This is a genomic window from Pseudomonas sp. W4I3 (assembly GCF_030816195.1).
Classification (GTDB): domain Bacteria; phylum Pseudomonadota; class Gammaproteobacteria; order Pseudomonadales; family Pseudomonadaceae; genus Aquipseudomonas.
Genome location: NZ_JAUSXS010000001.1, coordinates 4,538,113 through 4,558,220, shown reverse-complemented (window position 1 = coordinate 4,558,220; position 20,108 = coordinate 4,538,113). Strand labels below are relative to the sequence as shown.

The following is a 20,108-nucleotide window of genomic DNA, read 5'->3' as shown; positions in this document are numbered from 1 at the left end:
TGCACTGTGCCATTTACCTGGGTTGATTGGGCGATCGTTGCAATCGTCGCCATCTCCGCTTTGATCAGTCTGAGCCGCGGCTTCGTAAAAGAAGCACTGTCGTTGCTGACCTGGATCATCGCAGGAGTCGTAGCCTGGATGTTCGGTGGTTCATTGTCGGTCTACCTGGCCGGGTACATAGAGACACCTTCGGCTCGCGTCATCGCGGGCTGCGCCATCATGTTCATCGCCACGCTGCTGGTGGGGGCAATGGTCAATTATCTTATTGGCGAGTTGATACGTGTCACCGGCCTCTCAGGGACCGATCGATTTCTCGGCATGGCCTTCGGCGCCGCGCGTGGCGCGTTGCTGGTGGTCGTGGCGGTCGGGCTGTTGAGCCTGGGGCCGGTACAGCAGGATTCGTGGTGGCAGGAGTCGGTACTCGTGCCAAAATTTCTATTGGTTGCAGACTGGTCCAAGAACCTCATATTGGGGTGGAGCAGTCAGTGGCTGGCCAGCGGAATCAGCGTACCCGCTGATCTTCCGTTCAAGGAACACCTCTTGCCGGCCAAAACGCCGCAGTAAGAGTGTTCAGTCAAGATCCATAAAGTAGGGGTTGCGTCGCATGTGTGGCATCGTCGGTATCGTCGGTAAGTCGAACGTGAATCAGGCGCTGTATGACGCGCTAACCGTCCTCCAGCACCGCGGCCAGGACGCTGCCGGTATTGTGACCAGCCACGACGGCCGGTTATTCCTGCGCAAGGACAATGGCCTGGTACGTGACGTGTTCCACCAGCGTCACATGCAGCGCCTGGTCGGGCATATGGGCATTGGCCATGTGCGCTACCCGACCGCCGGTAGCTCGACGTCGGCTGAAGCTCAACCGTTCTACGTCAACTCGCCTTACGGCATTACCTTGGCGCACAACGGTAACCTGACCAACGTTGAACAGCTGGCCAAGGAGATTTACGAATCCGACCTGCGCCACGTCAACACCAGTTCCGACTCGGAAGTGCTGCTCAACGTGTTCGCCCATGAGCTGGCCCAGCGCGGCAAGCTGCAGCCAACCGAAGAAGACGTGTTTGCCGCCGTGATCGACGTGCATAACCGTTGCGTGGGTGGATACGCCGTCGTGGCGATGATCACCGGTTACGGCATCGTCGGTTTCCGCGACCCCCACGGCATCCGCCCGATCGTGTTCGGCCAGCGTCACACCGACGAAGGCGTCGAGTACATGATCGCCTCCGAAAGCGTGTCCCTGGATGTGCTGGGGTTCACCCTGATTCGCGACCTGGCACCGGGCGAAGCGGTCTACATCACCGAAGACGGCAAACTGCACACCCGCCAGTGCGCCGTTGCGCCGAAACTCACGCCCTGCATCTTCGAGCACGTCTACCTGGCGCGTCCGGATTCGATCATCGACGGTGTTTCGGTGTACAAGGCACGTCTGCGCATGGGGGAGAAGCTTGCCGAGAAGATCCTGCGCGAGCGTCCCGAGCACGACATCGATGTGGTTATCCCCATCCCGGACACCAGCCGTACCGCTGCGCTGGAACTAGCCAACCACTTGGGCGTCAAGTTCCGCGAAGGTTTCGTCAAGAACCGCTACATCGGCCGTACCTTCATCATGCCGGGCCAGGCTGCGCGCAAGAAGTCGGTGCGCCAGAAGCTCAACGCCATCGAGCTGGAATTTCGTGGCAAGAACGTGATGCTGGTGGATGACTCCATCGTACGTGGCACCACGTGCAAGCAGATCATCCAGATGGCCCGTGAAGCCGGTGCGAAGAACGTCTACTTCTGTTCCGCCGCGCCTGCCGTGCGTTACCCGAACGTGTACGGTATCGACATGCCGAGCGCCCACGAACTGATCGCGCACAATCGTTCGACCCAGGACGTGGCCGACCTGATTGGCGCCGACTGGTTGATCTACCAGGACCTGCCGGACTTGATCGAAGCGGTCGGCGGCGGCAAGATCAAGATCGACCAGTTCGACTGCGCCGTGTTCGATGGCAAATACGTGACCGGCGATGTCGATGAGGCCTACCTGAACAAGATCGAGCAGGCGCGCAACGACTCGTCGAAGATCAAGACCCAGGCGGTCAGCGCGATCATCGATCTGTACAACAACTGAGTAAACACCGGCCCTGAGGGGCCGGTTTTGTATCTTAAATAAAGAATTCGAGTAAGGAGTCGCAGCATGAGTCAGGAATGGGATGCCGGTCGTTTGGACAGCGACCTCGATGGCGTAGCTTTCGATACCCTGGCTGTGCGCGCCGGCCAGCACCGTACCCCGGAAGGAGAGCACGGTGACCCGATGTTCTTCACCTCCAGTTATGTGTTCCGCACGGCGGCTGACGCCGCTGCGCGCTTTGCCGGTGAAGTGCCGGGCAACGTCTACTCGCGCTATACCAACCCGACCGTGCGTGCGTTCGAAGAGCGAATCGCTGCCCTGGAAGGTGCTGAGCAAGCGGTGGCTACGGCGACCGGCATGGCGGCGATCCTGGCGGTGGTAATGAGCCTGTGCAGCGCCGGCGACCACGTGCTGGTATCGCGCAGCGTGTTCGGTTCGACCATCAGCCTGTTCGAGAAGTACTTCAAGCGCTTTGGTATCGAAGTGGACTACGTGCCCCTGGCGGATTTGTCCGGTTGGGAGGCAGCGATCAAGGCCAACACCCGGCTGCTGTTCGTTGAATCGCCGTCCAACCCGCTGGCTGAGCTGGTGGATATCGCCGCGCTGTCCGAAGTGGCGCATGCCAAGGGCGCGATGCTGGTGGTCGACAACTGCTTCTGCACCCCGGCCCTGCAACAGCCGTTGAAGTTGGGCGCGGACATTGTGGTGCATTCGGCCACTAAGTTCATCGACGGCCAGGGCCGTTGCATGGGCGGCGTGGTGGCCGGGCGCAGCGAGCAGATGAAGGAAGTGGTGGGCTTCTTGCGCACCGCCGGCCCGACCCTGAGCCCGTTCAACGCCTGGATCTTCCTCAAGGGCCTGGAAACCCTCAGCCTGCGCATGAAAGCCCATTGCGCCAACGCCCAGGCACTGGCCGAGTGGCTGGAGCAGCAGGACGGTATCGAGAAAGTGCATTACGCCGGCCTCAAGAGCCATCCGCAGCACGCATTGGCCCAGCGCCAGCAGCGTGGGTTCGGCGCGGTGGTAAGTTTCGAAGTGAAGGGCGGCAAAGAGGGCGCCTGGCGCTTTATCGATGCCACGCGCCTGATCTCGATCACCGCCAACCTGGGTGACAGCAAAACCACCATCACCCACCCCGAGCACTACCTCCCACGGGCGCCTGGCGCCGCAGGAGCGTGAAGCCGCAGGCATCCGTGACAGCCTGATTCGCATCGCGGTCGGGCTGGAAGATGTGGCTGACTTGCAGGCCGACCTGGCCCGCGGGCTGGCGGCCTTGTGATTGAGTGGTCCATGGAAACCGCAGCGGCCACTAACGGGCGCGTTGCGCTGGTGACCGGTGCGGCGCGGGGCATTGGCCTTGGCATCGCCGCGTGGCTGATCAGCGAAGGCTGGCAGGTGGTATTGACCGACCTGGACCGTGTGCGCGGTTCCGCGGTGTCCAAGGTGCTGGGCGAAAATGCCTGGTTTATCACCATGGACGTGGCCGACGAGAAGCAGGTGGCCCAGGGCGTCGCCGAGGTGTTGGGGCAGTTCGGGCGCCTGGATGCGTTGGTGTGCAATGCGGCGGTGGCCGACCCGCGCAATATCACCCTGGAAAGCCTCGACCTGGCTTACTGGAACCGCGTGCTGGCGGTGAACCTCAGTGGGCCGATGCTGCTGGCCAAACACTGTGCGCCGTACCTGCGCGCCCATGGTGGCGCTATCGTTAACCTGGCCTCGACACGGGCTCGCCAATCGGAGCCGGACACCGAGGCCTACGCGGCGAGCAAGGGTGGGCTGCTTGCACTGACTCACGCCTTGGCGATGAGTCTGGGGCCGGAAGTGCGGGTCAATGCGGTCAGCCCTGGCTGGATCGATGCGCGGGATCCTGCTGCACGGCGTGCCGAGCCGCTCACCGACGCCGATCATGCCCAGCATCCGGCGGGCCGGGTAGGGACGGTGGAGGACGTAGCGGCCATGGTGGCGTGGCTGCTGTCGCGCCAGGCAGGGTTTGTCACTGGCCAGGAGTTTGTGGTGGACGGTGGCATGAGCAAGAAGATGATTTACAGCGAGTAGGGCGGTCTTGAAGCATTTTTGTCTTTTTCAGAAAAACTTCAAGCAGGCTATTGACTTAGGTCCGCTACCTGCGTAAATTTCGCGGCCTCAACGAAGCAAAGGGTGATTAGCTCAGCTGGGAGAGCATCTGCCTTACAAGCAGAGGGTCGGCGGTTCGATCCCGTCATCACCCACCACTTCTTGAGAGTTTTGCCCTTGTGGCAAGACGCAACGTTAAAGGTTGCACCGACGCGCAGCGGTAGTTCAGTCGGTTAGAATACCGGCCTGTCACGCCGGGGGTCGCGGGTTCGAGTCCCGTCCGCTGCGCCATATTTTCCAGGTTCGATTCGTCGGGTCTGAGATTGAACAGCAAAGCTGATCAGTCAGATGTTTAAAGGTGATTGAGCGTTTACGCTCAGTCAGCCAAGCGATACGCAGCGGTAGTTCAGTCGGTTAGAATACCGGCCTGTCACGCCGGGGGTCGCGGGTTCGAGTCCCGTCCGCTGCGCCATATCAGCCTCAAGGCCCACTGAACGCCTTGAAGCACAAGCAAAGCCATTGGCTGAGTTTGATTCGATAGCAAAGACCCTGGTCGAAAGACCGGGGTTTTTTGTGTCTGCGATTTGACTATCCTGCCAGGGAGCCGGCGAACCGGCTCCCGTTGTGCGTCAAAAGCCCAGCTTATCCCGCAGCCCGTAATACCACGCGCCCATCGCAGCAAAAGGCGTGCGCAGCAGCTGCCCGCCTGGGAACGGGTAGTGGGGCAGGTCGGCAAACGCGTCAAAGCGCTCTGCCTGGCCTCTCAGGGCTTCGGCCAGCACCTTGCCCGCCAGGTGCGTGTACGTCACGCCATGGCCGCTGCAGCCCTGGGAGTAATAGATGTTGTCGCCAAGGCGGCCAACCTGTGGCAAGCGCGACAATGTCAGCAGGAAATTGCCGGTCCAGGCGTAGTCGATCTTTACGTCCTTGAGCTGTGGAAACGCCTTGAGCATTTTCGGTCGAATGATCGCTTCGATATTTGCCGGGTCCCGCGCGCCATACACCACACCGCCGCCGAAGATCAGGCGCTTGTCGCTGGTGAGGCGGTAATAATCGAGCAGGTAGTTACAGTCTTCCACGCAGTAGTCCTGCGGCAGCAGAGTCCTGGCCAACTCGTCACCCAGCGGCGCGGTGGTGATCACCTGAGTGCCGCACGGCATCGATTTCGCCGCCAGCTCCGGCACCAGGTTGCCCAGGTAGGCATTGCCAGCGACGATGATGAATTTGGCCCTGACCTTGCCTTCGGCGGTATGCACCACCGGATTGGCGCCACGTTCAATACGCACCGCTGCCGATTGCTCATAGATCGTGCCGCCCAGAGACTCAACGGCCGCCGCCTCACCCAGTGCCAGGTTAAGCGGGTGGATATGGCCGCCGCTCATGTCCAGCAGGCCGCCTACGTAGTTGTCACAGGCCACGACTTCGCGGATGCGGCGCTCGTCCAGCAGTTCCAGTTGCGTGTGGCCGTAGCGCTCCCATAGGCGCTTCTGCGATTCCAGGTGGCCCATGTGCTTGCTGTTGAGGGCGGCGAACACACCGCCGTCCTTCAAGTCGCACTGGATCTGATATTTGGCCACACGCTCACGAATGATCCTGCCGCCCTCGAAGGCCATCTCGCCCAGCAGCTGCGCCTGCTTGGGCCCGACGCTGCGTTCGATGACGTCGATGTCGCGGCTGTAACTGTTGACGATCTGCCCGCCATTGCGACCAGACGCACCAAAACCCACCTTGGCGGCTTCCAGGACCGTCACGCGAAAACCGTTCTCCAGCAGAAACAGCGCGCTGGAAAGGCCGGTGTAACCGGCACCGATCACACACACATCGGTTTCCACCTCGCCTTGCAGTACCGGGCGCGGCGCAACCGCGTTCGCGGACGCGGCGTAATAGGATTGGGGGTAGGGGGTGTTCGCCATCCTGGAACCTCTGTTTTATATTTTTTACGAGTGCGGCGATCCTACCTGAGTTGAAAATTGCCCGCCAGCCACCCGCAAATCACGGGTGCGCTGCCCGCGAATAAAAAATTCGCATATTCATAGGGTTAGCTGCAAAAAAGATGTTGACACCCCTACGGAATTCCGTAGAATGCCGCCTCACAGCAGGCACGTAGCTCAGTTGGTTAGAGCACCACCTTGACATGGTGGGGGTCGTTGGTTCGAGTCCAATCGCGCCTACCAAACAAAATCCGCTCTGCTGGGCGGTCTAGAAGGGCTCACCGAAAGGTGAGCCCTTTTTTGTTGTCTGTCGTTTGGTCATGCTGGGAATACTTTGAGCAAACGACCGTCCACTTCAAGTCAGCTTTCATCTTCATATCAACCTGAAAACCTGCCTACGGCCAGCTAAGTGGTCCGCACGATGCCGCTCAAGGCCGCGCAACCATAGTTGCGATCATTGCTCATTTTCCTGACCACGATAAAACTTAGGGATGCGGCCATTAAGGGAAGGCAAATAGCTCCACCGACAAGGATGATCAGCCTGGGCTGTGTAGCGATGTAGCCATACCGAAATCGCCTCGCAAGCGATAGTTAGTGCAAGTTGCTGACCTGGACATTCATGCCTCCCTGAGCCGAAGCTGAAGGTTCGTCGTTGTGTTCGTTTGAGCAAGAAGCTATCGGGGTCTGGGTTCGCGTACGAATCCCGGTTGGCTGAAGCGAGCAACAATAGAACGGTGTCGCCCGCCGCCAGTACGTTGCCCCTGACAGTGCATCGCTTTGCTACGAATCGCCGGGTGTTTTGCACGGGCGAGTCGTAGCGCGCGACCTCTGCCACCAAGTCCGCAACGAGCTTCGGCGTTGTGTGCATGTCTGCGATCAGGCCAGGGTTACGATGGAGCGTCACGAGGGTATTGCCGATCAAGCCTGCGGTGGCTTCGCAGGTCTGTGACAGCAGACCGATGAGGTTAGCGATCAACGCATCGTGATCGCTCCAGTCGATAGCTTCGCCACTGCTCAGGATATGGCGCAAGAAGCGGCTGCTTTCAGCGTCGCTGCGCAGTAGCTGAGTGAATAATTCGCTTAGCCGAGTCGCGCCGCAATGAGCTGCACCAAGCTGAGCTGCGTCGCTTAACGGCGACAGGCAGGCAGTAAAATCCCGTACCAGCCCCGCGACTTCCCGTAGCCGGCTGGAGGGAAGGCCTATCAAACCCGCCATGACCGAAACGGGCAACGTGAACATCAGCTCGTCAGGGTTTTCGAGGGGGTTATCCAGGGTCTCAACCACGCGTGAAACCATCTCTGCAATGTTTTCTGTCTCGATAGATCTCAGAGCAGGCTCGATAGCCATCCTGGGGCAAAGGTGTCGCGCGCCCTCGTTCATGCGCATCAAACGACCGAAAATTCCTCCTGCGATGCCTTGCGCAATGGCTGGAGGGATCGGCTCGTTCAGCGGACGCACCCGGCAATCGGGATGCGCCAGGATGGTTTCAACCGCCTGGGCGTCACTTGCGACCCATAAACGAAGGTCTGCATCGAACGACAGACCGTTTTGCCGCCTGAGGCGTGAGTAATAAACGTAGGGATCAGCGTGGGTAGCTGCTTCAAAGGGCGTCATGGCGCAAATCCTGTTTGCTAAGAACAGCTACTATCGGACACTCTTCATGCCGACGATTCGCTCAGGAACGAAATATGGATGCGCAAAGCAATGACACTGCGATTTCTCGGATCGCCGGCGCGATTGCCGAGCCTGCGAGGACGAAAATGCTTTGTTCGCTGATGGACGGCCACGCTCGTACCAGTACCGAAATGGCCGTCGTTGCCGACGTGAGTGCATCCACGGCGAGCGCGCATTTGGCAAGATTAAGACAGGACGGGTTGGTTAGGTTGCACACGCAGGGCAGGCATCGCTACTACAGTCTGGCGGACGCTCAAGTGGCCCAGGCTATTGAAGCCCTGATGGTGATCGGCCAAAACGCGGATACGCGTTATGTTCCCACTACCCCGACCCGTTTGCAGTTCGCACGCACCTGTTATGACCACATGGCAGGAACACTGGCGGTGCGACTGCACGACCATTTCATGGGAGCAGGCTGGTTAACCGTGCCGTTCGCTGGGGAGCGCATGTATCAGCTTACGATGAGCGGCGAAAAAGCCATGACTGCTCTGGGTATCGAGATAGAAGCGGTAAGGGCACAACGACGTCGTTTCGCATGCTCATGCCTGGACTGGAGCATGCGCCGCCCTCATCTTGCCGGAGCACTCGGCGCCGCTTTACTGCAAACGGTCATAAGGCGCAAATGGGTTACCCAGGACCTTGATAGTCGGGCACTTGCATTGACGCTCAATGGGCAAAAGGAGCTGTCTGGCAGATTTGGGATCATGCTTGAAAACGAAGAGATCGGTAGATCAAGATTGTAAGATCGACAATATCGAGTTCAACGATAGCGATGTCTCACGTCGTAAAGCGTTCTATGGGTCGGTATTGGTTGGCCTGGAATTCAAGCAATGCCATACCCAGTGACACCTTGAGGCGCACTTGGAGATTGGCGTCTCAATCAACAGAAAAGCGTAGCCACCGACAGCAGACAAATGATCTGGACCGCCATCTGGCAGCGTATCTCGCCAATCGTTGTCGCCATACTGCTCATATGACCGGCATACATAGCTGGACTCCTCATTATCGGCAAAAGCGCGATGATCTGCTGGCGTATCACTGCTGAGTATAGAGCCAATCCCGAATCCCTCCACTTGGCCCACCTAGCGGTGCCAATATCGACAAAATTTATTGGTCCGCAACAACAATTTTTCTTGTTGGACACCTCCCGCCTCAAGGCAGCAAAGTTGCCGCCACCGCTCGACCTTTCGGGTCAACAATAAAAAAACCGAGCCGACTGCACGCCACTTTCATGCTGTGAGCCCTTTGCTCACATCCTGCTGTAATGGCGCCGCAGCGCGCACTAAAGGACCTCTTCGCCATGCAAACTGTTGTGAACTTATGGCCGTTGATCGGCGTACTTGTCATCGTGGTCGGCTTTGTATTGCGCTTCAATCCATTGCTGGTGGTTACCGCCGCCGCTATCGCGACCGGGCTCGCCGCCCAGTTCCCGCTGGAAAAAATTCTCGCCACCATGGGCGATGGCTTCCTTCAAACCCGTGCGCTGCAATTGATCCTGCTATTGCCGCTGGCGGTGATTGGCCTGTTGGAGCGTCACGGCCTGCGCCTGCATGCGCAGAACTGGATCGCCCGCTTCGAGCGGGCAACAGTCGGACGTCTGCTGATCATCTATCTGTTTGTGCGTGAATCGACCGCGGCCATGGGGTTGACCAGCCTGGGTGGGCATCCGCAGATGGTGCGGCCTTTGCTGGCACCGATGGCTGAAGGCGCTGCGGAAAAGCGCTACGGCAAGCTGCCGGACAAGCTGCGTCACAAGGTGTTGGCCATGTGCGCCGCCACCGACAATGTGGGGCTGTTTTTTGGTGAGGATATCTTCGTCGCCTTTGGTGCGATCGCCTTGATGCATACCTTTCTGCTGGGCTCGGGGATTGATGTCGAGCCGCTGCACATTGCGGTCTGGGGCATCCCGACGGCGATCTGTGCCTTTATCATTCATGCCATCCGGCTGCATCGGTTCGATCGAAGGCTGACCCGTGAGATGAACGCCGTTGCCCCCTCGGTGGAGGCCGCACGATGATTATTTCCATTCAGTACCTGTACTGGCTGGCCGGTGTGCTGTTGCTGATCACCGCAGGCATGATCCTGCTGGATCGCACGCACCCCAAGCGTTGGTCCAGCGCGCTGTTCTGGCTGCTGTTTGCCATTCCGTTCCTAGTGGGCGAGCGCCTGCCCTCGGTGGTCATCGGTGTCGGCGTTGTGCTGATGGCGTTGATTGCGGGCATGGGCGGTGTTGGTCGCGGCCAGCACGCCGAACTGCACGACAAGGCCTCTCGCGCCAGCGCCGGTCGCCTGGGCCATAAACTGTTCATCCCGGCGCTGGCCATCCCGTTGACCACCGTGATCGGTTCGGTGTTGCTCAAGCACACCGAAATCGGCGGTGTACCGCTGCTTGATCCGAAGAACACCACCTTCGTCTCGCTCGGCATTGGCTGTTTGATCGCCCTTGGCCTGGCCTGTTGGCTGACCCGCGACACGCCCGTGCAAGCCTTGCGCGAATCGCGTCGCCTGACCGAAGCCCTGGGCTGGGCCATGGTGTTGCCACAGATGCTGGCGATGCTTGGGCTGCTGTTCAACGAAGCCGGGGTTGGCACGGCCGTGGCCCACGTCACCACCACCTACATCAACCTGGACTTCAAGTTGGTGGCGGTCATGGTTTATGTGCTGGGCATGGCCTTGTTTACGGTGATCATGGGCAATGGTTTTGCCGCTTTTCCGGTGATGACCGGTGGCGTCGGCGTGCCGGTGCTGGTGGGTATCTATGGCGGCAACCCGGCGGTAATGGCAGCGATCGGCATGTTTTCCGGCTATTGCGGTACGCTGATGACACCGATGGCGGCCAACTTCAATATCGTGCCGGCCGCACTGCTCGAGTTGCCGGACAAGAACGCGGTGATCAAGGCCCAGTTGCCGACCGCGTTGATGATGCTGGTGGTCAATATCGTACTGCTTTATCTGTTGATGTGAGGTCAGGATGAAAACCCTATTGCTGATGGGCTTCGAGCCTTTCGATCACGACGTCGTCAACCCCTCCTGGGAGGCGGTGCGCCAGTTGGAGGGGGTAGAACTGAGTGAGGGCGTGCGGATCGTCGCGCGCCGATTGCCCTGCGCCTTTGCCACGGCTCCCGAGGCCCTGATCGAGTTGATCGAGGAATTACATCCGGCAATGGTCATCGCCACGGGCTTGGGCCCTGGACGCAGCGATATTTCCATCGAGCGGGTCGCGATCAACGTCAATGATGCGCGCATTCCGGACAACCTGGGCGCCCAGCCGATTGACACGGCGGTGGTAGAAGGCGGCCCGGCTGCTTACTTCTCCACATTGCCGATCAAGAGCATGGTCAGGGCAGTGCGTGAAGCGGGTATTGCTGCCTCGGTTTCGCAGACGGCGGGCACGTTCGTATGCAACCAGGTGTTTTATCGATTGCAGCATGCGCTGGCGGGCTCTGAGGTGCGCAGTGGGTTTATCCATGTGCCGGGATTGCCTGAGTCCGGTCAGCCGTCGATGGCGCTGCCTACGTTGGTGGAAGGCCTGCGCCTTGCGGTCGCGGCAGCCTGGCAAACCCAGGTGGATATCGTGGAAGCGGGTGGCAGGGTGAGCTGATTCAGTACGCGGCGGTATAACTTCGGCTACAGTTCCACAAGTATCCCTCTGGAAAACACATCATGATCAAGTGCCCTAAGTTTGTGTCTGTGGTGTTGTCGCTCGCCTTGTTTGCAGGCAGCGGTGTTGCCTTGGCCGATCCTGGCAATGGCAAAGGCCAGGGGAACAACAAAGGTAATAATCAGGCGGGGCAGGGCCACGACAAGCCTAAAGGCAAAGGCTCGGCAGGCAGTCATGGCCCCAGCGTCGATCGAGGCAGTGTGCTGAGCCTGGTGGGCGGTAACCGCGATTACTGGAGCCCGGGCCCCGCGCTGCCTCCCGGTATTCAGAAAAACCTGGCTCGCGGAAAACCGCTCCCGCCTGGTATCGCCAAGAAACTTGATGGTCGCCTGGCGGGGCGCTTGCCTCATTACGATGGGTACGAGTGGCAGCAAGCGGGCACTGACTTGATTCTGGTAACCATTGCCACCGGTATCATCTACGAAGTGCTCAACGGGGCCTTTGATTGACGAGGCATCGCCTCACGCTTCCTGCGCGGGGAAAAACAACTCAAAACGCGTGATGCCGTCTTCACTGCTGACGCTGTAACGCCCGTTATGCAGTTGCATGATGGTCGCCACAATCGACAGCCCCAGTCCATTGGATTGGGAAGAGCGTTCGCGGGATTCATCCACCCGGTAAAACCGTTCGAACAGCCGCGGCAGATGCTCGGCGGGAATGGTTTCACCGTGATTGCTGACCCTCAGGTTGATGCCCTCATCATCTGCAATCGCCTGGATGCTCAGCTGCGAGCCCGGCGAACCATACTTGATGGCGTTGGCGCAGAGGTTCGCCAGCGCGCGACGCAGGAGCATCGGCTCCGCCCAGATCACGCCTTCGCCTTCGGCAACAATGTGCATGCCGACGTCACCGGCGATCCCTTCAAAATAATCCGCGACGCGTTCCACTTCCTCGGCGGCGTCCAGCGCCTGACGTTGGCGCAGCGCGCTGGCGGGGTCTGTGCGCGCCAGGAACAGCATGTTGTCGAGCATCCGCGCCAGGCGTTCGAGTTCTTCGACATTGGAGGCCAGCAGCTGCTGGTAGCTTTCGATACTGCGCTGCTGCTGCAAGGCAACCTGGGTTTCGCCGAGCAGGTTATTGATCGGTGTGCGCAGTTCGTGGGCCATGTCGGTGGAAACCTGGCCCAGTTGCACGAAGCCCTTGGACAAGCGTTCCAGCATGGTGTTGAACGACTCGATCATCGGCAGCAATTCTTTGGGTGCGCCCTGGCTGTCGAGGCGTTCGGCCAAGTTGCCGACGCCGATCCCTTGAGCGTGGCGGGCGAGCCGGCGCAAAGGCAGCAAGCCGCGATGCACCAGCAGGTAACCGGCCAATGCCAGGAGGATCGCGGCGATGCTCGCCAGGATGTAAACGCTCAATCGATAGTTGGCGAGCACGGCGGTGCGCTCGGTCATCAGGCGGCCGCTGGTGACTTGCAGGCTACCCAGGTCGCCGGAGTCGATGGTCGCGGCCACGGTTGAGAAGGGAATGCCGTTGAGCCCCGGCAGATGCTGCACATCGCTCAGCGCCAGTACGTGATCCTTGGGCACCGGTTTGATCGAAGGCAGTTCGATATTTGCCGGGTTCACCAACAGCAACGGTTGTTGACCGGGGGCGGCGATACTCAATACGGATTCGCGGTTGCCCAGCATGTTCTGGAACAGCTCTGGCTTTGTCTTGATCAGGCCCAGTGTATTGCTGTCGTTGAGCAGGTTGCGCAGTTGATCCACGCGGGAGATCAGCGCAGTGTCGTCGCGGCGAATCAGCTCGCGCTCCAGTTCACGGTAGAGTGCCACGCCCAGGGTGGCCAGCAAGGCAAAGGCGAGCAGGGCGAAGATCAGGGCCAGGCGCAGGGTCAGCGAGTAATGGCGAGTGCGGCTCATGGCTGGGTATCGAAGCGGTAGCCGATGCCACGCACACTGTGGATCAACTTGAGTTGGAACGGGTCGTCGATTTTCAAGCGCAGGCGCCGCACGGCCACGTCGACCACATTGGTATCACTGTCAAAATTCATGTCCCATACCCGCGAGGCGATCAGCGAGCGCGACAGCACCTGATCCTGGTGTGTGGCGAACAGATGCAGCAGGGCGAACTCCTTATTGGTCAGGGTAATGCGCGTGCCGGCGCGGGTGACGCGGCGCTTGAGCACATCGATCTGCAGGTCGGCGATGTGCAGGTGCTCGTCTTCTCGTGTCGGGCCGCGCCGGGTCAGGGTGCGTAGGCGCGCGACCAGCTCGGCGAAGGAGAAGGGCTTGATCAGGTAATCGTCGGCGCCCAGTTCCAGGCCTTTGATGCGGTCGGCAATATCATCGCGGGCCGTGAGGAACAGCACGGGGGTGTCGGCTTCCTTGCGCAAGCGGCGCAGCACTTCCCAGCCATCCATTTTCGGCATCATCACGTCGAGCACGATCACGTCGAAAGGCGTTTCCAGGGCTTGGTGCAAACCGTCCACGCCGTCGCGGGCCAGGCTCACGCTATAGCCCAGCTCTTGCAGGCCATTGAGCAGGTAATTGCCGGCCTTGGGTTCGTCTTCGACTACGAGGATGTTCATGGGAAATGCCCTGATTCAATGGGTTGCGCAAGTGTAGCCTGATCAATTGTCACTGGCGCAACCCGTGCCTTGCACCCGGTAGTCCAGCACATGCTCACGGTCCTGATGGTCCAAATAGCGCAGTTGCGCCGGGACGATACCGCATTGGCCGTAGGTGTCGGTACTGGACAGCACCTTGGCGACATCCAAGTGAACGAAGAAGCCGGTCTTATCGTGGATCACTGGAGCGGTGTCGGCGGCGAATACCGAGCCAGTGGCGAGCAAGGCGGCGAAGGCGAGGGCAAACCGTTTCATGGCGATATCTCTGTGTAGGTTGGCTGCCGGGCTTGGCAGTGAGTTCACAGTAACCAGGCGACCCGAACAGCCAACCAACAGGATGATGACAAGTTCGTCATTCAAGATTTGAGGCTGGCACCTCGCAGCGTTTACAAGTGCCGAGGTGAACCGTAGATTGCAGGGATCCATCATCGCTTGAACACATGGGGAAACCGCGCAGTGCCCAGCCTAAATCCAGCCGTATTTACTCAGCGTTACCGTGCCTTTCTGTTCGACATGGACGGGACCCTGCTCAACTCCATTGCCGCTGCCGAGAGGGTGTGGAGCCGCTGGGCCGAACGCCACGGCCTGGATGTGGAGGCCTTCCTGACCACCATTCACGGCGCCCGCGCGATTGATACGATCACGCGCCAGGGGTTGCCGGGTGTAGATGCAGAAAAGGAAGCGGCATGGATTACCGAAGCGGAATTGAACGACGTCGAGGGTGTCGTGGCGATTTGCGGTGCGGTTGAGTTCCTGAACAGCTTGCCCGCCGAACAGTGGGCTCTGGTTACGTCTGCGCCCAAAGCACTGGCGTTGCGTCGAATGGAAGCGGCAGGTATTTGCGCCCCGGCGGTCATGGTGACGGCCGAAGATGTCGCCAGCGGCAAGCCAGATCCGGCGTGTTATGTGCTTGGCGCCCAGCGCTTGGGCGTGCCGGTGCAGGATTGCCTGGTGTTCGAGGATGCGCCCGTAGGTATTCGCGCAGCAGAAGCGGCAGGAGCGGATGTGATGGTGGTGACCTCGACGCACCTCTCACCGATGGTGACTGAGCATGCGTGTATCGACGGGTATGAGCGGCTTGAAGTCGTGCAGGAAGCTGACGGCCAGCTGATTGTACGAGAGCGGTAGGAAACTCAGCGTGCCGTTTTCTGATCAGCGCGATGCGCCTCGCGCTGGCACAGCTTGCGCAAGATAACCTTCTGAATCGGCTTGAGGCAGAACGCAAACAAGTAGGCACACAGCACAAGCGCCAAGTCCAGCCAGGAATGGTCAGCGGGGTCGACAGCCCCCTCGACCTCCCATCGCAGTCCATACCCGAGCGCCAGGAAGATCAGCCCTATGAGCAAGGCGATTGTCCAGGATAGGGAAACCATGGGCTGTGTAACGGTTGGCCTCATCGACGTGCTCCTGAATGCACTCGGACCGCAGGATGACGTGGGATTTGGCTACAAATGATGCAACAAGTTCCGGGCATCTTGGCAGTTTCATCTTGCAGCGAAGGGGCATCTACGGGCGCACAACTCGGGTAGGAAAAGCGAACGGGCCAATCAGGTTTTCGCCAGCCGTTACGGTGAAGCAAAAGGCTGGCTACTGGAGGGGCTTCAAGGCGTCTGGTTTTTGTCCGGCGCAGTGAGGCCGGCCTGGATGCGCTGATAAATTTCCTCGCGATGCACGGCAACATCCTTGGGGGCGTTGATGCCGATTCGTACTTGCTGGCCGCTAACGCCCAGAATGGTGATCGTAATGTCATCACCGATGTTTATGCTTTCACCAACTTTGCGGGTGAGTATAAGCATGGACTTCTCCTTGATTACTTTTAAGGACACATGTTCAGACAGGGCAGGTGTCGGATGTGCGTAGCTTACTGCGAAGCGCTTCCCTGTGACTGCCTCTTTTAGGACGCATAGAGGCGACATTAATTCCCATGGCGGCATCATACAGGTCGCGATACATCATTCGCATTGTTTAAGCCAACGTTTATGACGGCCAGAATAGACAGTGAATGGTAAAGTCGCCTCTTTATCTTCAAAGGAGCAGGGCAGTGCGTAAAGTAGCGATGGCAATTGCGGTGTTGGCATTGGCCGGATGCGGCGAAGGTAAACCTGTCGATGCGCCCAAGGCCAAGCCTGTCGTGACCCAAAGCCAGCCACAAACCGGTGCGATTGCCGCTCAGGAATGGGATGTATGGGTGGGTCCGCCGGATCACAAGCTGCAGGCGATCACCGATTTGACCGCCTGGCTGCTGGAGCATGGTTTCAATTTCTATATCGTGAAGGTCGACGGTAAGGATGAGGTACTGCTGGGCCCGTTTGCCAGCAAGGCCGAGGCTGAAGCCAAGCAGGCACTGCTCAACGAAAAGATGGCGCGGGCCAAGAAAAACGACACCGTGTCAGAGGTCATCGAACACAAAGTCGCGCAGTAGCGGGGCGGATGGGCGCACGTTGCGCCCAGCTTCAGCCACAGGCCTTGAGATTCACCGGGCCGACAAACTCGTTGCCACGGCCCATCACGCAGCCGACTGTCTGGTTGCGCTGACGTTCCCAGGCCTGCACGGGATAGGTCTTGTTCCAGGCTTCATACAGTTGGCGATCCTGTTTCGACAGGCGCAGGCCGTATTGCTTGCTCATATAAAAATAGGTGCGCGCGATCATTCCGCGAATGGACGGTCGCGGCATGACCTTCTTGGCCTTGAAGTCCACCTGGGTCAGGCATGAACCGTATTGCCCGCTTTGCACCGGCAGCCAGCCGAAGCTGAAGTTGTTCCGGTCGCCATTCACCTCGCCGATGCTCGGTACCAGGTTGTGCAGGTCTGCTTCGGCGCGCTTGAACACATCATCATGACGCGTGCAGTTTTTACGCCCGCCATTTTGCCAGCACTGCCGCTGGTGGCCGATCTGCCAGGCAGGAACAATGTGTTCCCATTCGATGCGTGCGGCGCGGTTGGCGTTCTTGCGTGGGATGTAGCCACAAGCTTTCAGGTCTATACGGTTACCGGTGTATTTGCAGCCGCAATAGAACTCGGTGGATTGCGGGGCGTAGAGTTTCCAGGCGATTTTTTTGGCTTCACTGAAGGTTCGGGGGGCTTGGGCGTTGGCGGTGACGGCAAAAAACAGGCAGCACACAGCAAAAAAACGGACACTCATTCAATCAATCTTCCTTCGGCACAACCCAGAAAATCTGCACACCACCATCGTCCCGATAGGCGAGGGTGACGTTGTCGTTTTCCGCTATCTCTTCAAGCAAGCGCGCCCAGTCGTCCTCGGGCTCATCCGGCAAACGAAAGATCAGCGCGGCCTTGGCTTTTTGGGCATTGGTCGAATTGATGATTTTTTGTACGCGAATGGCCAGGCGCTGGTAGGCATCTGGCGCTGCGGGTGCTGCGGAGGAGGGCTTTGCCACGGAGTATTCCTTAGTAAGCTGTACGCACATACAGTATTTAACTGTAAGTAATTTCGCAACTGCTTAAATTCAAAGAATTCCGTCTGACAACGAATTTGGAAAATTGCTGTGATTCTTTTGTGAGGAACTGTAGGAGCGAACTCGCTCCTACAGGTAAACCGTGGAATCAATATTCCCAGAATATCCGCTGCAGCTCTTTGCTGTCCTGGGTCTTGGTCAGGGCGACCATGGCCAGAATGCGCGCTTTCTGCGGGTTCAGGTCGAGGGCTGCGACCCAGTCGTATTTGTCGTCTGGCTGTTCGGCGTTACGCAGCACCATGCCACCGGCGTTGACGTGAGAAGAGCGAATGATCTGTACGCCTTGCTTGCGCAATTCCACCAGTGCGGGAACGACCTTGGACGACACCGAGCCGTTGCCGGTGCCGGCATGGATGATCGCTTTGGCGCCGGCTTGGGCCAGGGCTTTGTAGGCCGTGTCGCTTACGTTACCGTAGCCGTAGGCAATTTCAACGTCAGGCAGGCTCTTGATGGTCTTGATGTCGAATTCCGAATCCATGGTGTGACGCTTGGCCGGCAGGCGGAACCAGTAGGATTTTCCTTCAACGACCATGCCCAGTGGGCCCCATGGGCTCTTGAACGCCTCGGTCTTGATGTTGATCATCTTGCTTACGTCGCGACCCGACTGGATCTCGTCGTTCATGGTCACCAGCACGCCTTTACCCCGTGCGTCCTTGCTGCCAGCGACGGCAACGGCGTTGTACAGGTTGAGCATGCCGTCAGCCGACATGGCGGTGCCAGGACGCATGGAACCGACCACCACGATAGGCTTGTCGGTTTTTTCAACCAGGTTGAGGAAGTAGGCGGTTTCTTCCAGGGTGTCGGTACCGTGGGTGATCACGATGCCATCCACATTCTTGTCGTCAGCCAGTTCGGCGACGCGGCGACCCAGTTGCAGCAGGTTCTCGTTGTTGATGCTTTCCGAAGCAATTTGCATCACTTGTTCGCCGCGTACATTGGCGATCTGGCTAAGCTCAGGAACACCGGCGATCAATTGTTCAATGCCGACTTTAGCCGCCTGGTAGGTGGCGCTGTTGGCCGCACTGGCGCCGGCGCCGGCGATGGTGCCGCCGGTGGCGAGAATCACCACGTTGGCGAGCTTGGTCTTGGTTTCTACTTCTTTCGCCTGGGCAGCGACGGGGAACAGCAGCAGCAGGGCGAGTGCCCCGGGAACAAAGGTCTTCAATGCAGATTTCATTATTTTTCTCTCTGGTTTTTGATGAGTGCGGTAGCAGGTTCATCCAGAACACCCGGGCGACTCTGAACGCCTCGAGGTGCTGGGAAAGAGCAGGATCTGTACCAAACCCATGATTGCCGGGTAGATAAATTAACCTATTGATTTAAAACAATTAAAATTGATATTCCGGGCTGCTCCCACACGGCATCGTCCGGCTTTCCGAACGCAAGAAGCTTCGGTGTTCGGTTGTCCGAAAACTCTGAAGGGGTTTGCCTCGGGATACGTGTTAAACCTGCGCCGATCCTGTCATTTCAGACGGCGGCAACTTGATGGGCGGGTTCAGGATGAAAGGTGAGTGCTTGCCGTTGACAAATCTCAACAAGGTTCTCATAGTTCAGTTAACGCAAACGTTTGCGAGATGTTTCTTCGGTGCAAGCGTTGCTCACAATAATCATAAGATCGGAGTACATCCATGAAGCTGCCATTTGCAGGACGTCTTCTCGCTGTCGCTGTGCTTGCTGCCGCATCCGCTGCCCTGCCTCTCTCTTCTGCTTTCGCTGACGATGCTGCCACCAAGCCCAAGGTTGGCCTGGTGATGAAGTCCCTTGCCAACGAATTTTTCGTGACCATGCAAGAGGGCGCCAAGGATTACCAGAAATCCCACGCCGCCGACTTCGACATGATCACCAACGGCATCAAGAACGAAACCGACACCAGCGCGCAGATCGACATCGTCAACCAGATGATTCTGGCCAAGGTCAACGCCATCGTCATCGCACCGGCCGACTCCAAGGCGCTGGTCACCGTGCTGAAGAAGGCCTCGGATGCCGGCATCAAGGTGGTCAACATCGACAATCGCCTGGATCCGGACGTGCTGAAAAGCAAAAAACTCGATATCCCCTTCGTAGGCCCGGACAACCGCAAAGGCTCCAAGCTGGTCGGTGACTACCTGGCCAAGCAACTGGCTGCCGGCGACAAGGTTGGCATCATCGAAGGCGTACCGACCACCACCAACGCTCAGCAGCGCACCGCTGGCTTCAAGGATGCGATGGATGCCGCCGGCATGAAGATCGTGTCCACCCAATCCGGTAACTGGGAAATCGACCAGGGCCAGAAAGTCGCCTCGGCGATGCTGAGCGAATACCCGGACCTCAAGGCACTGCTGGCCGGTAACGACAACATGGCCCTGGGCGCCGTCTCCGCCGTCCGTGCGGCAGGCAAGGCCGGTAAAGTGCTGGTGGTGGGTTACGACAACATCGAAGCCATCAAGCCGATGCTGCAGGACGGCCGCGTGCTGGCAACCGCCGACCAGGCCGCTGCCCAGCAAGCCGTGTTCGGTATCCAGAACGCGCTGAAGCTGGTCAAGGGCGAGAAGGTCGATGCTACCGAAGGCGTGATCGAAACCCCGGTTGAACTCGTCCTCAAGAAGTAATTGCGGCAGTAGCCAACAGCGCCC

The 20,108-nt window shown here is 58.9% G+C and carries 21 protein-coding genes, 4 tRNA genes and 1 pseudogene; 16 read left to right on the top strand and 10 right to left on the bottom strand.

Going from position 1 to position 20,108, the window contains the following annotated elements:
• Nucleotides 1-6 precede the first annotated feature (6 nt).
• The 7 genes and pseudogenes from QF045_RS20680 (at nucleotide 7) to QF045_RS20650 (ending at nucleotide 4,655) form a co-directional block, all read left to right on the top strand.
• Nucleotides 7-564 carry a CvpA family protein gene (locus tag QF045_RS20680; RefSeq protein WP_003192538.1) on the top strand — a complete coding sequence of 186 codons (558 nt, stop codon included), beginning with the start codon at nucleotides 7-9 and terminating at the stop codon, nucleotides 562-564.
• A gap of 40 nt (nucleotides 565-604) precedes the next feature.
• Nucleotides 605-2,110: an amidophosphoribosyltransferase gene (purF, locus tag QF045_RS20675; protein WP_124363594.1), complete on the top strand. Its 1,506-nt coding sequence runs from the start codon at nucleotides 605-607 to the stop codon at nucleotides 2,108-2,110.
• Between the two features lie 66 nt (nucleotides 2,111-2,176).
• A pseudogene (locus tag QF045_RS20670) lies at nucleotides 2,177-3,389 on the top strand (O-succinylhomoserine sulfhydrylase).
• A gap of 11 nt (nucleotides 3,390-3,400) precedes the next feature.
• Nucleotides 3,401-4,165, top strand: a complete 765-nt coding sequence (locus QF045_RS20665) for an SDR family oxidoreductase (protein WP_306493789.1) — start codon at nucleotides 3,401-3,403, stop codon at nucleotides 4,163-4,165.
• Nucleotides 4,166-4,265: 100 nt separating this feature from the next.
• Nucleotides 4,266-4,341 (top strand) — tRNA-Val (locus tag QF045_RS20660).
• A gap of 56 nt (nucleotides 4,342-4,397) precedes the next feature.
• A tRNA-Asp gene (locus tag QF045_RS20655) sits at nucleotides 4,398-4,474 on the top strand.
• A 104-nt stretch (nucleotides 4,475-4,578) separates the two neighbouring features.
• A tRNA-Asp gene (locus QF045_RS20650) sits at nucleotides 4,579-4,655 on the top strand.
• A gap of 157 nt (nucleotides 4,656-4,812) precedes the next feature.
• Here the strand turns inward: QF045_RS20650 and QF045_RS20645 are convergent.
• A complete protein-coding gene (locus QF045_RS20645) occupies nucleotides 4,813-6,096 on the bottom strand; it encodes an FAD-binding oxidoreductase (RefSeq protein WP_306493788.1) in 1,284 nt (427 codons plus the stop codon).
• 184 nt (nucleotides 6,097-6,280) lie between these two features.
• Here QF045_RS20645 and QF045_RS20640 point away from each other — a divergent pair.
• Nucleotides 6,281-6,357: transfer RNA gene (locus QF045_RS20640), tRNA-Val, on the top strand.
• 211 nt (nucleotides 6,358-6,568) lie between these two features.
• Here QF045_RS20640 and QF045_RS20635 read toward each other — a convergent pair.
• On the bottom strand, nucleotides 6,569-7,729 hold the full coding sequence (locus QF045_RS20635; protein ID WP_306493787.1) for a cytochrome P450: 1,161 nt from the start codon (nucleotides 7,727-7,729) through the stop codon (nucleotides 6,569-6,571).
• Nucleotides 7,730-7,803: 74 nt separating this feature from the next.
• Here QF045_RS20635 and QF045_RS20630 point away from each other — a divergent pair, with 74 nt between their 5' ends.
• The 5 genes from QF045_RS20630 to QF045_RS20610 all read left to right on the top strand — a co-directional run bounded on the left by QF045_RS20630 (nucleotide 7,804) and on the right by QF045_RS20610 (nucleotide 11,899).
• Nucleotides 7,804-8,532, top strand: coding sequence for a helix-turn-helix transcriptional regulator (locus tag QF045_RS20630; protein ID WP_306493786.1), 729 nt, complete (start codon nucleotides 7,804-7,806; stop codon nucleotides 8,530-8,532).
• A 557-nt stretch (nucleotides 8,533-9,089) separates the two neighbouring features.
• Nucleotides 9,090-9,806 carry a DUF969 domain-containing protein gene (locus QF045_RS20625; protein ID WP_306493785.1) on the top strand — a complete coding sequence of 239 codons (717 nt, stop codon included), beginning with the start codon at nucleotides 9,090-9,092 and terminating at the stop codon, nucleotides 9,804-9,806.
• Nucleotides 9,803-10,753, top strand: a complete 951-nt coding sequence (locus QF045_RS20620) for a DUF979 domain-containing protein (RefSeq protein WP_124387371.1) — start codon at nucleotides 9,803-9,805, stop codon at nucleotides 10,751-10,753. The genes QF045_RS20625 and QF045_RS20620 overlap by 4 nt, the downstream gene beginning before the upstream one ends.
• 7 nt (nucleotides 10,754-10,760) lie before the next feature.
• Nucleotides 10,761-11,390: a pyroglutamyl-peptidase I gene (gene pcp / locus QF045_RS20615; protein ID WP_306493784.1), complete on the top strand. Its 630-nt coding sequence runs from the start codon at nucleotides 10,761-10,763 to the stop codon at nucleotides 11,388-11,390.
• Nucleotides 11,391-11,452: 62 nt separating this feature from the next.
• Entirely contained in the window at nucleotides 11,453-11,899 is a 447-nt protein-coding gene (locus tag QF045_RS20610) for an anti-virulence regulator CigR family protein (protein WP_306493783.1), read from the top strand.
• Between the two features lie 12 nt (nucleotides 11,900-11,911).
• Here the strand turns inward: QF045_RS20610 and QF045_RS20605 are convergent, their stop codons facing one another.
• From QF045_RS20605 to QF045_RS20595, 3 genes are read right to left on the bottom strand one after another with little or no spacing between them, the layout of a single operon-like run.
• A complete protein-coding gene (locus QF045_RS20605) occupies nucleotides 11,912-13,312 on the bottom strand; it encodes a heavy metal sensor histidine kinase (RefSeq protein ID WP_306493781.1) in 1,401 nt (466 codons plus the stop codon).
• Entirely contained in the window at nucleotides 13,309-13,980 is a 672-nt protein-coding gene (locus tag QF045_RS20600) for a heavy metal response regulator transcription factor (protein ID WP_306493780.1), read from the bottom strand. The genes QF045_RS20605 and QF045_RS20600 overlap by 4 nt, the downstream gene beginning before the upstream one ends.
• Before the next feature lie 42 nt (nucleotides 13,981-14,022).
• Nucleotides 14,023-14,274 carry a DUF2790 domain-containing protein gene (locus QF045_RS20595; protein ID WP_306493779.1) on the bottom strand — a complete coding sequence of 84 codons (252 nt, stop codon included), beginning with the start codon at nucleotides 14,272-14,274 and terminating at the stop codon, nucleotides 14,023-14,025.
• Nucleotides 14,275-14,475: 201 nt separating this feature from the next.
• On the opposite strand from QF045_RS20595, the gene QF045_RS20590 reads away from it, so the two are divergent.
• Entirely contained in the window at nucleotides 14,476-15,147 is a 672-nt protein-coding gene (locus tag QF045_RS20590) for an HAD family hydrolase (protein WP_306493778.1), read from the top strand.
• Nucleotides 15,148-15,152: 5 nt separating this feature from the next.
• On the opposite strand, the gene QF045_RS20585 is transcribed toward QF045_RS20590, so the two are convergent.
• Nucleotides 15,153-15,416 carry a hypothetical protein gene (locus QF045_RS20585; protein ID WP_306493777.1) on the bottom strand — a complete coding sequence of 88 codons (264 nt, stop codon included), beginning with the start codon at nucleotides 15,414-15,416 and terminating at the stop codon, nucleotides 15,153-15,155.
• Between the two features lie 204 nt (nucleotides 15,417-15,620).
• Entirely contained in the window at nucleotides 15,621-15,815 is a 195-nt protein-coding gene (gene csrA / locus QF045_RS20580) for a carbon storage regulator CsrA (protein ID WP_003192511.1), read from the bottom strand.
• Nucleotides 15,816-16,075: 260 nt separating this feature from the next.
• Here csrA and QF045_RS20575 point away from each other — a divergent pair, with 260 nt between their 5' ends.
• Nucleotides 16,076-16,441 carry an SPOR domain-containing protein gene (locus QF045_RS20575; RefSeq protein ID WP_306494930.1) on the top strand — a complete coding sequence of 122 codons (366 nt, stop codon included), beginning with the start codon at nucleotides 16,076-16,078 and terminating at the stop codon, nucleotides 16,439-16,441.
• Nucleotides 16,442-16,472: 31 nt separating this feature from the next.
• On the opposite strand, the gene QF045_RS20570 is transcribed toward QF045_RS20575, so the two are convergent.
• The 3 genes from QF045_RS20570 to QF045_RS20560 all read right to left on the bottom strand — a co-directional run bounded on the left by QF045_RS20570 (nucleotide 16,473) and on the right by QF045_RS20560 (nucleotide 18,673).
• Entirely contained in the window at nucleotides 16,473-17,162 is a 690-nt protein-coding gene (locus QF045_RS20570; RefSeq protein WP_057721559.1) for an endonuclease, read from the bottom strand.
• Nucleotides 17,163-17,166: 4 nt separating this feature from the next.
• A complete protein-coding gene (locus QF045_RS20565; RefSeq protein ID WP_306493776.1) occupies nucleotides 17,167-17,418 on the bottom strand; it encodes a DUF1654 domain-containing protein in 252 nt (83 codons plus the stop codon).
• 166 nt (nucleotides 17,419-17,584) lie between these two features.
• On the bottom strand, nucleotides 17,585-18,673 hold the full coding sequence (locus QF045_RS20560; RefSeq protein WP_306493775.1) for an asparaginase: 1,089 nt from the start codon (nucleotides 18,671-18,673) through the stop codon (nucleotides 17,585-17,587).
• Between the two features lie 451 nt (nucleotides 18,674-19,124).
• On the opposite strand from QF045_RS20560, the gene QF045_RS20555 reads away from it, so the two are divergent.
• Complete coding sequence (locus QF045_RS20555) at nucleotides 19,125-20,084, top strand: sugar ABC transporter substrate-binding protein (protein WP_306493774.1); 960 nt, start codon at nucleotides 19,125-19,127, stop codon at nucleotides 20,082-20,084.
• Nucleotides 20,085-20,108 lie beyond the last annotated feature (24 nt).

Coding starts and splice junctions, on each gene's coding strand:
- QF045_RS20585 (WP_306493777.1), bottom strand. CDS start 15,416: ATGAGGCCAACCGTTACACAGCCCATGGTTTCCCTATCCTGGACAATC.
- QF045_RS20570 (WP_057721559.1), bottom strand. CDS start 17,162: ATGAGTGTCCGTTTTTTTGCTGTGTGCTGCCTGTTTTTTGCCGTCACC.
- QF045_RS20625 (WP_306493785.1), top strand. CDS start 9,090: ATGCAAACTGTTGTGAACTTATGGCCGTTGATCGGCGTACTTGTCATC.
- QF045_RS20665 (WP_306493789.1), top strand. CDS start 3,401: ATGGAAACCGCAGCGGCCACTAACGGGCGCGTTGCGCTGGTGACCGGT.
- QF045_RS20635 (WP_306493787.1), bottom strand. CDS start 7,729: ATGACGCCCTTTGAAGCAGCTACCCACGCTGATCCCTACGTTTATTAC.
- QF045_RS20595 (WP_306493779.1), bottom strand. CDS start 14,274: ATGAAACGGTTTGCCCTCGCCTTCGCCGCCTTGCTCGCCACTGGCTCG.
- csrA (WP_003192511.1), bottom strand. CDS start 15,815: ATGCTTATACTCACCCGCAAAGTTGGTGAAAGCATAAACATCGGTGAT.
- QF045_RS20600 (WP_306493780.1), bottom strand. CDS start 13,980: ATGAACATCCTCGTAGTCGAAGACGAACCCAAGGCCGGCAATTACCTG.
- QF045_RS20645 (WP_306493788.1), bottom strand. CDS start 6,096: ATGGCGAACACCCCCTACCCCCAATCCTATTACGCCGCGTCCGCGAAC.
- QF045_RS20560 (WP_306493775.1), bottom strand. CDS start 18,673: ATGAAATCTGCATTGAAGACCTTTGTTCCCGGGGCACTCGCCCTGCTG.
- QF045_RS20630 (WP_306493786.1), top strand. CDS start 7,804: ATGGATGCGCAAAGCAATGACACTGCGATTTCTCGGATCGCCGGCGCG.
- QF045_RS20575 (WP_306494930.1), top strand. CDS start 16,076: ATGGCAATTGCGGTGTTGGCATTGGCCGGATGCGGCGAAGGTAAACCT.
- QF045_RS20610 (WP_306493783.1), top strand. CDS start 11,453: ATGATCAAGTGCCCTAAGTTTGTGTCTGTGGTGTTGTCGCTCGCCTTG.
- QF045_RS20620 (WP_124387371.1), top strand. CDS start 9,803: ATGATTATTTCCATTCAGTACCTGTACTGGCTGGCCGGTGTGCTGTTG.
- QF045_RS20555 (WP_306493774.1), top strand. CDS start 19,125: ATGAAGCTGCCATTTGCAGGACGTCTTCTCGCTGTCGCTGTGCTTGCT.
- QF045_RS20605 (WP_306493781.1), bottom strand. CDS start 13,312: ATGAGCCGCACTCGCCATTACTCGCTGACCCTGCGCCTGGCCCTGATC.
- pcp (WP_306493784.1), top strand. CDS start 10,761: ATGAAAACCCTATTGCTGATGGGCTTCGAGCCTTTCGATCACGACGTC.
- purF (WP_124363594.1), top strand. CDS start 605: ATGTGTGGCATCGTCGGTATCGTCGGTAAGTCGAACGTGAATCAGGCG.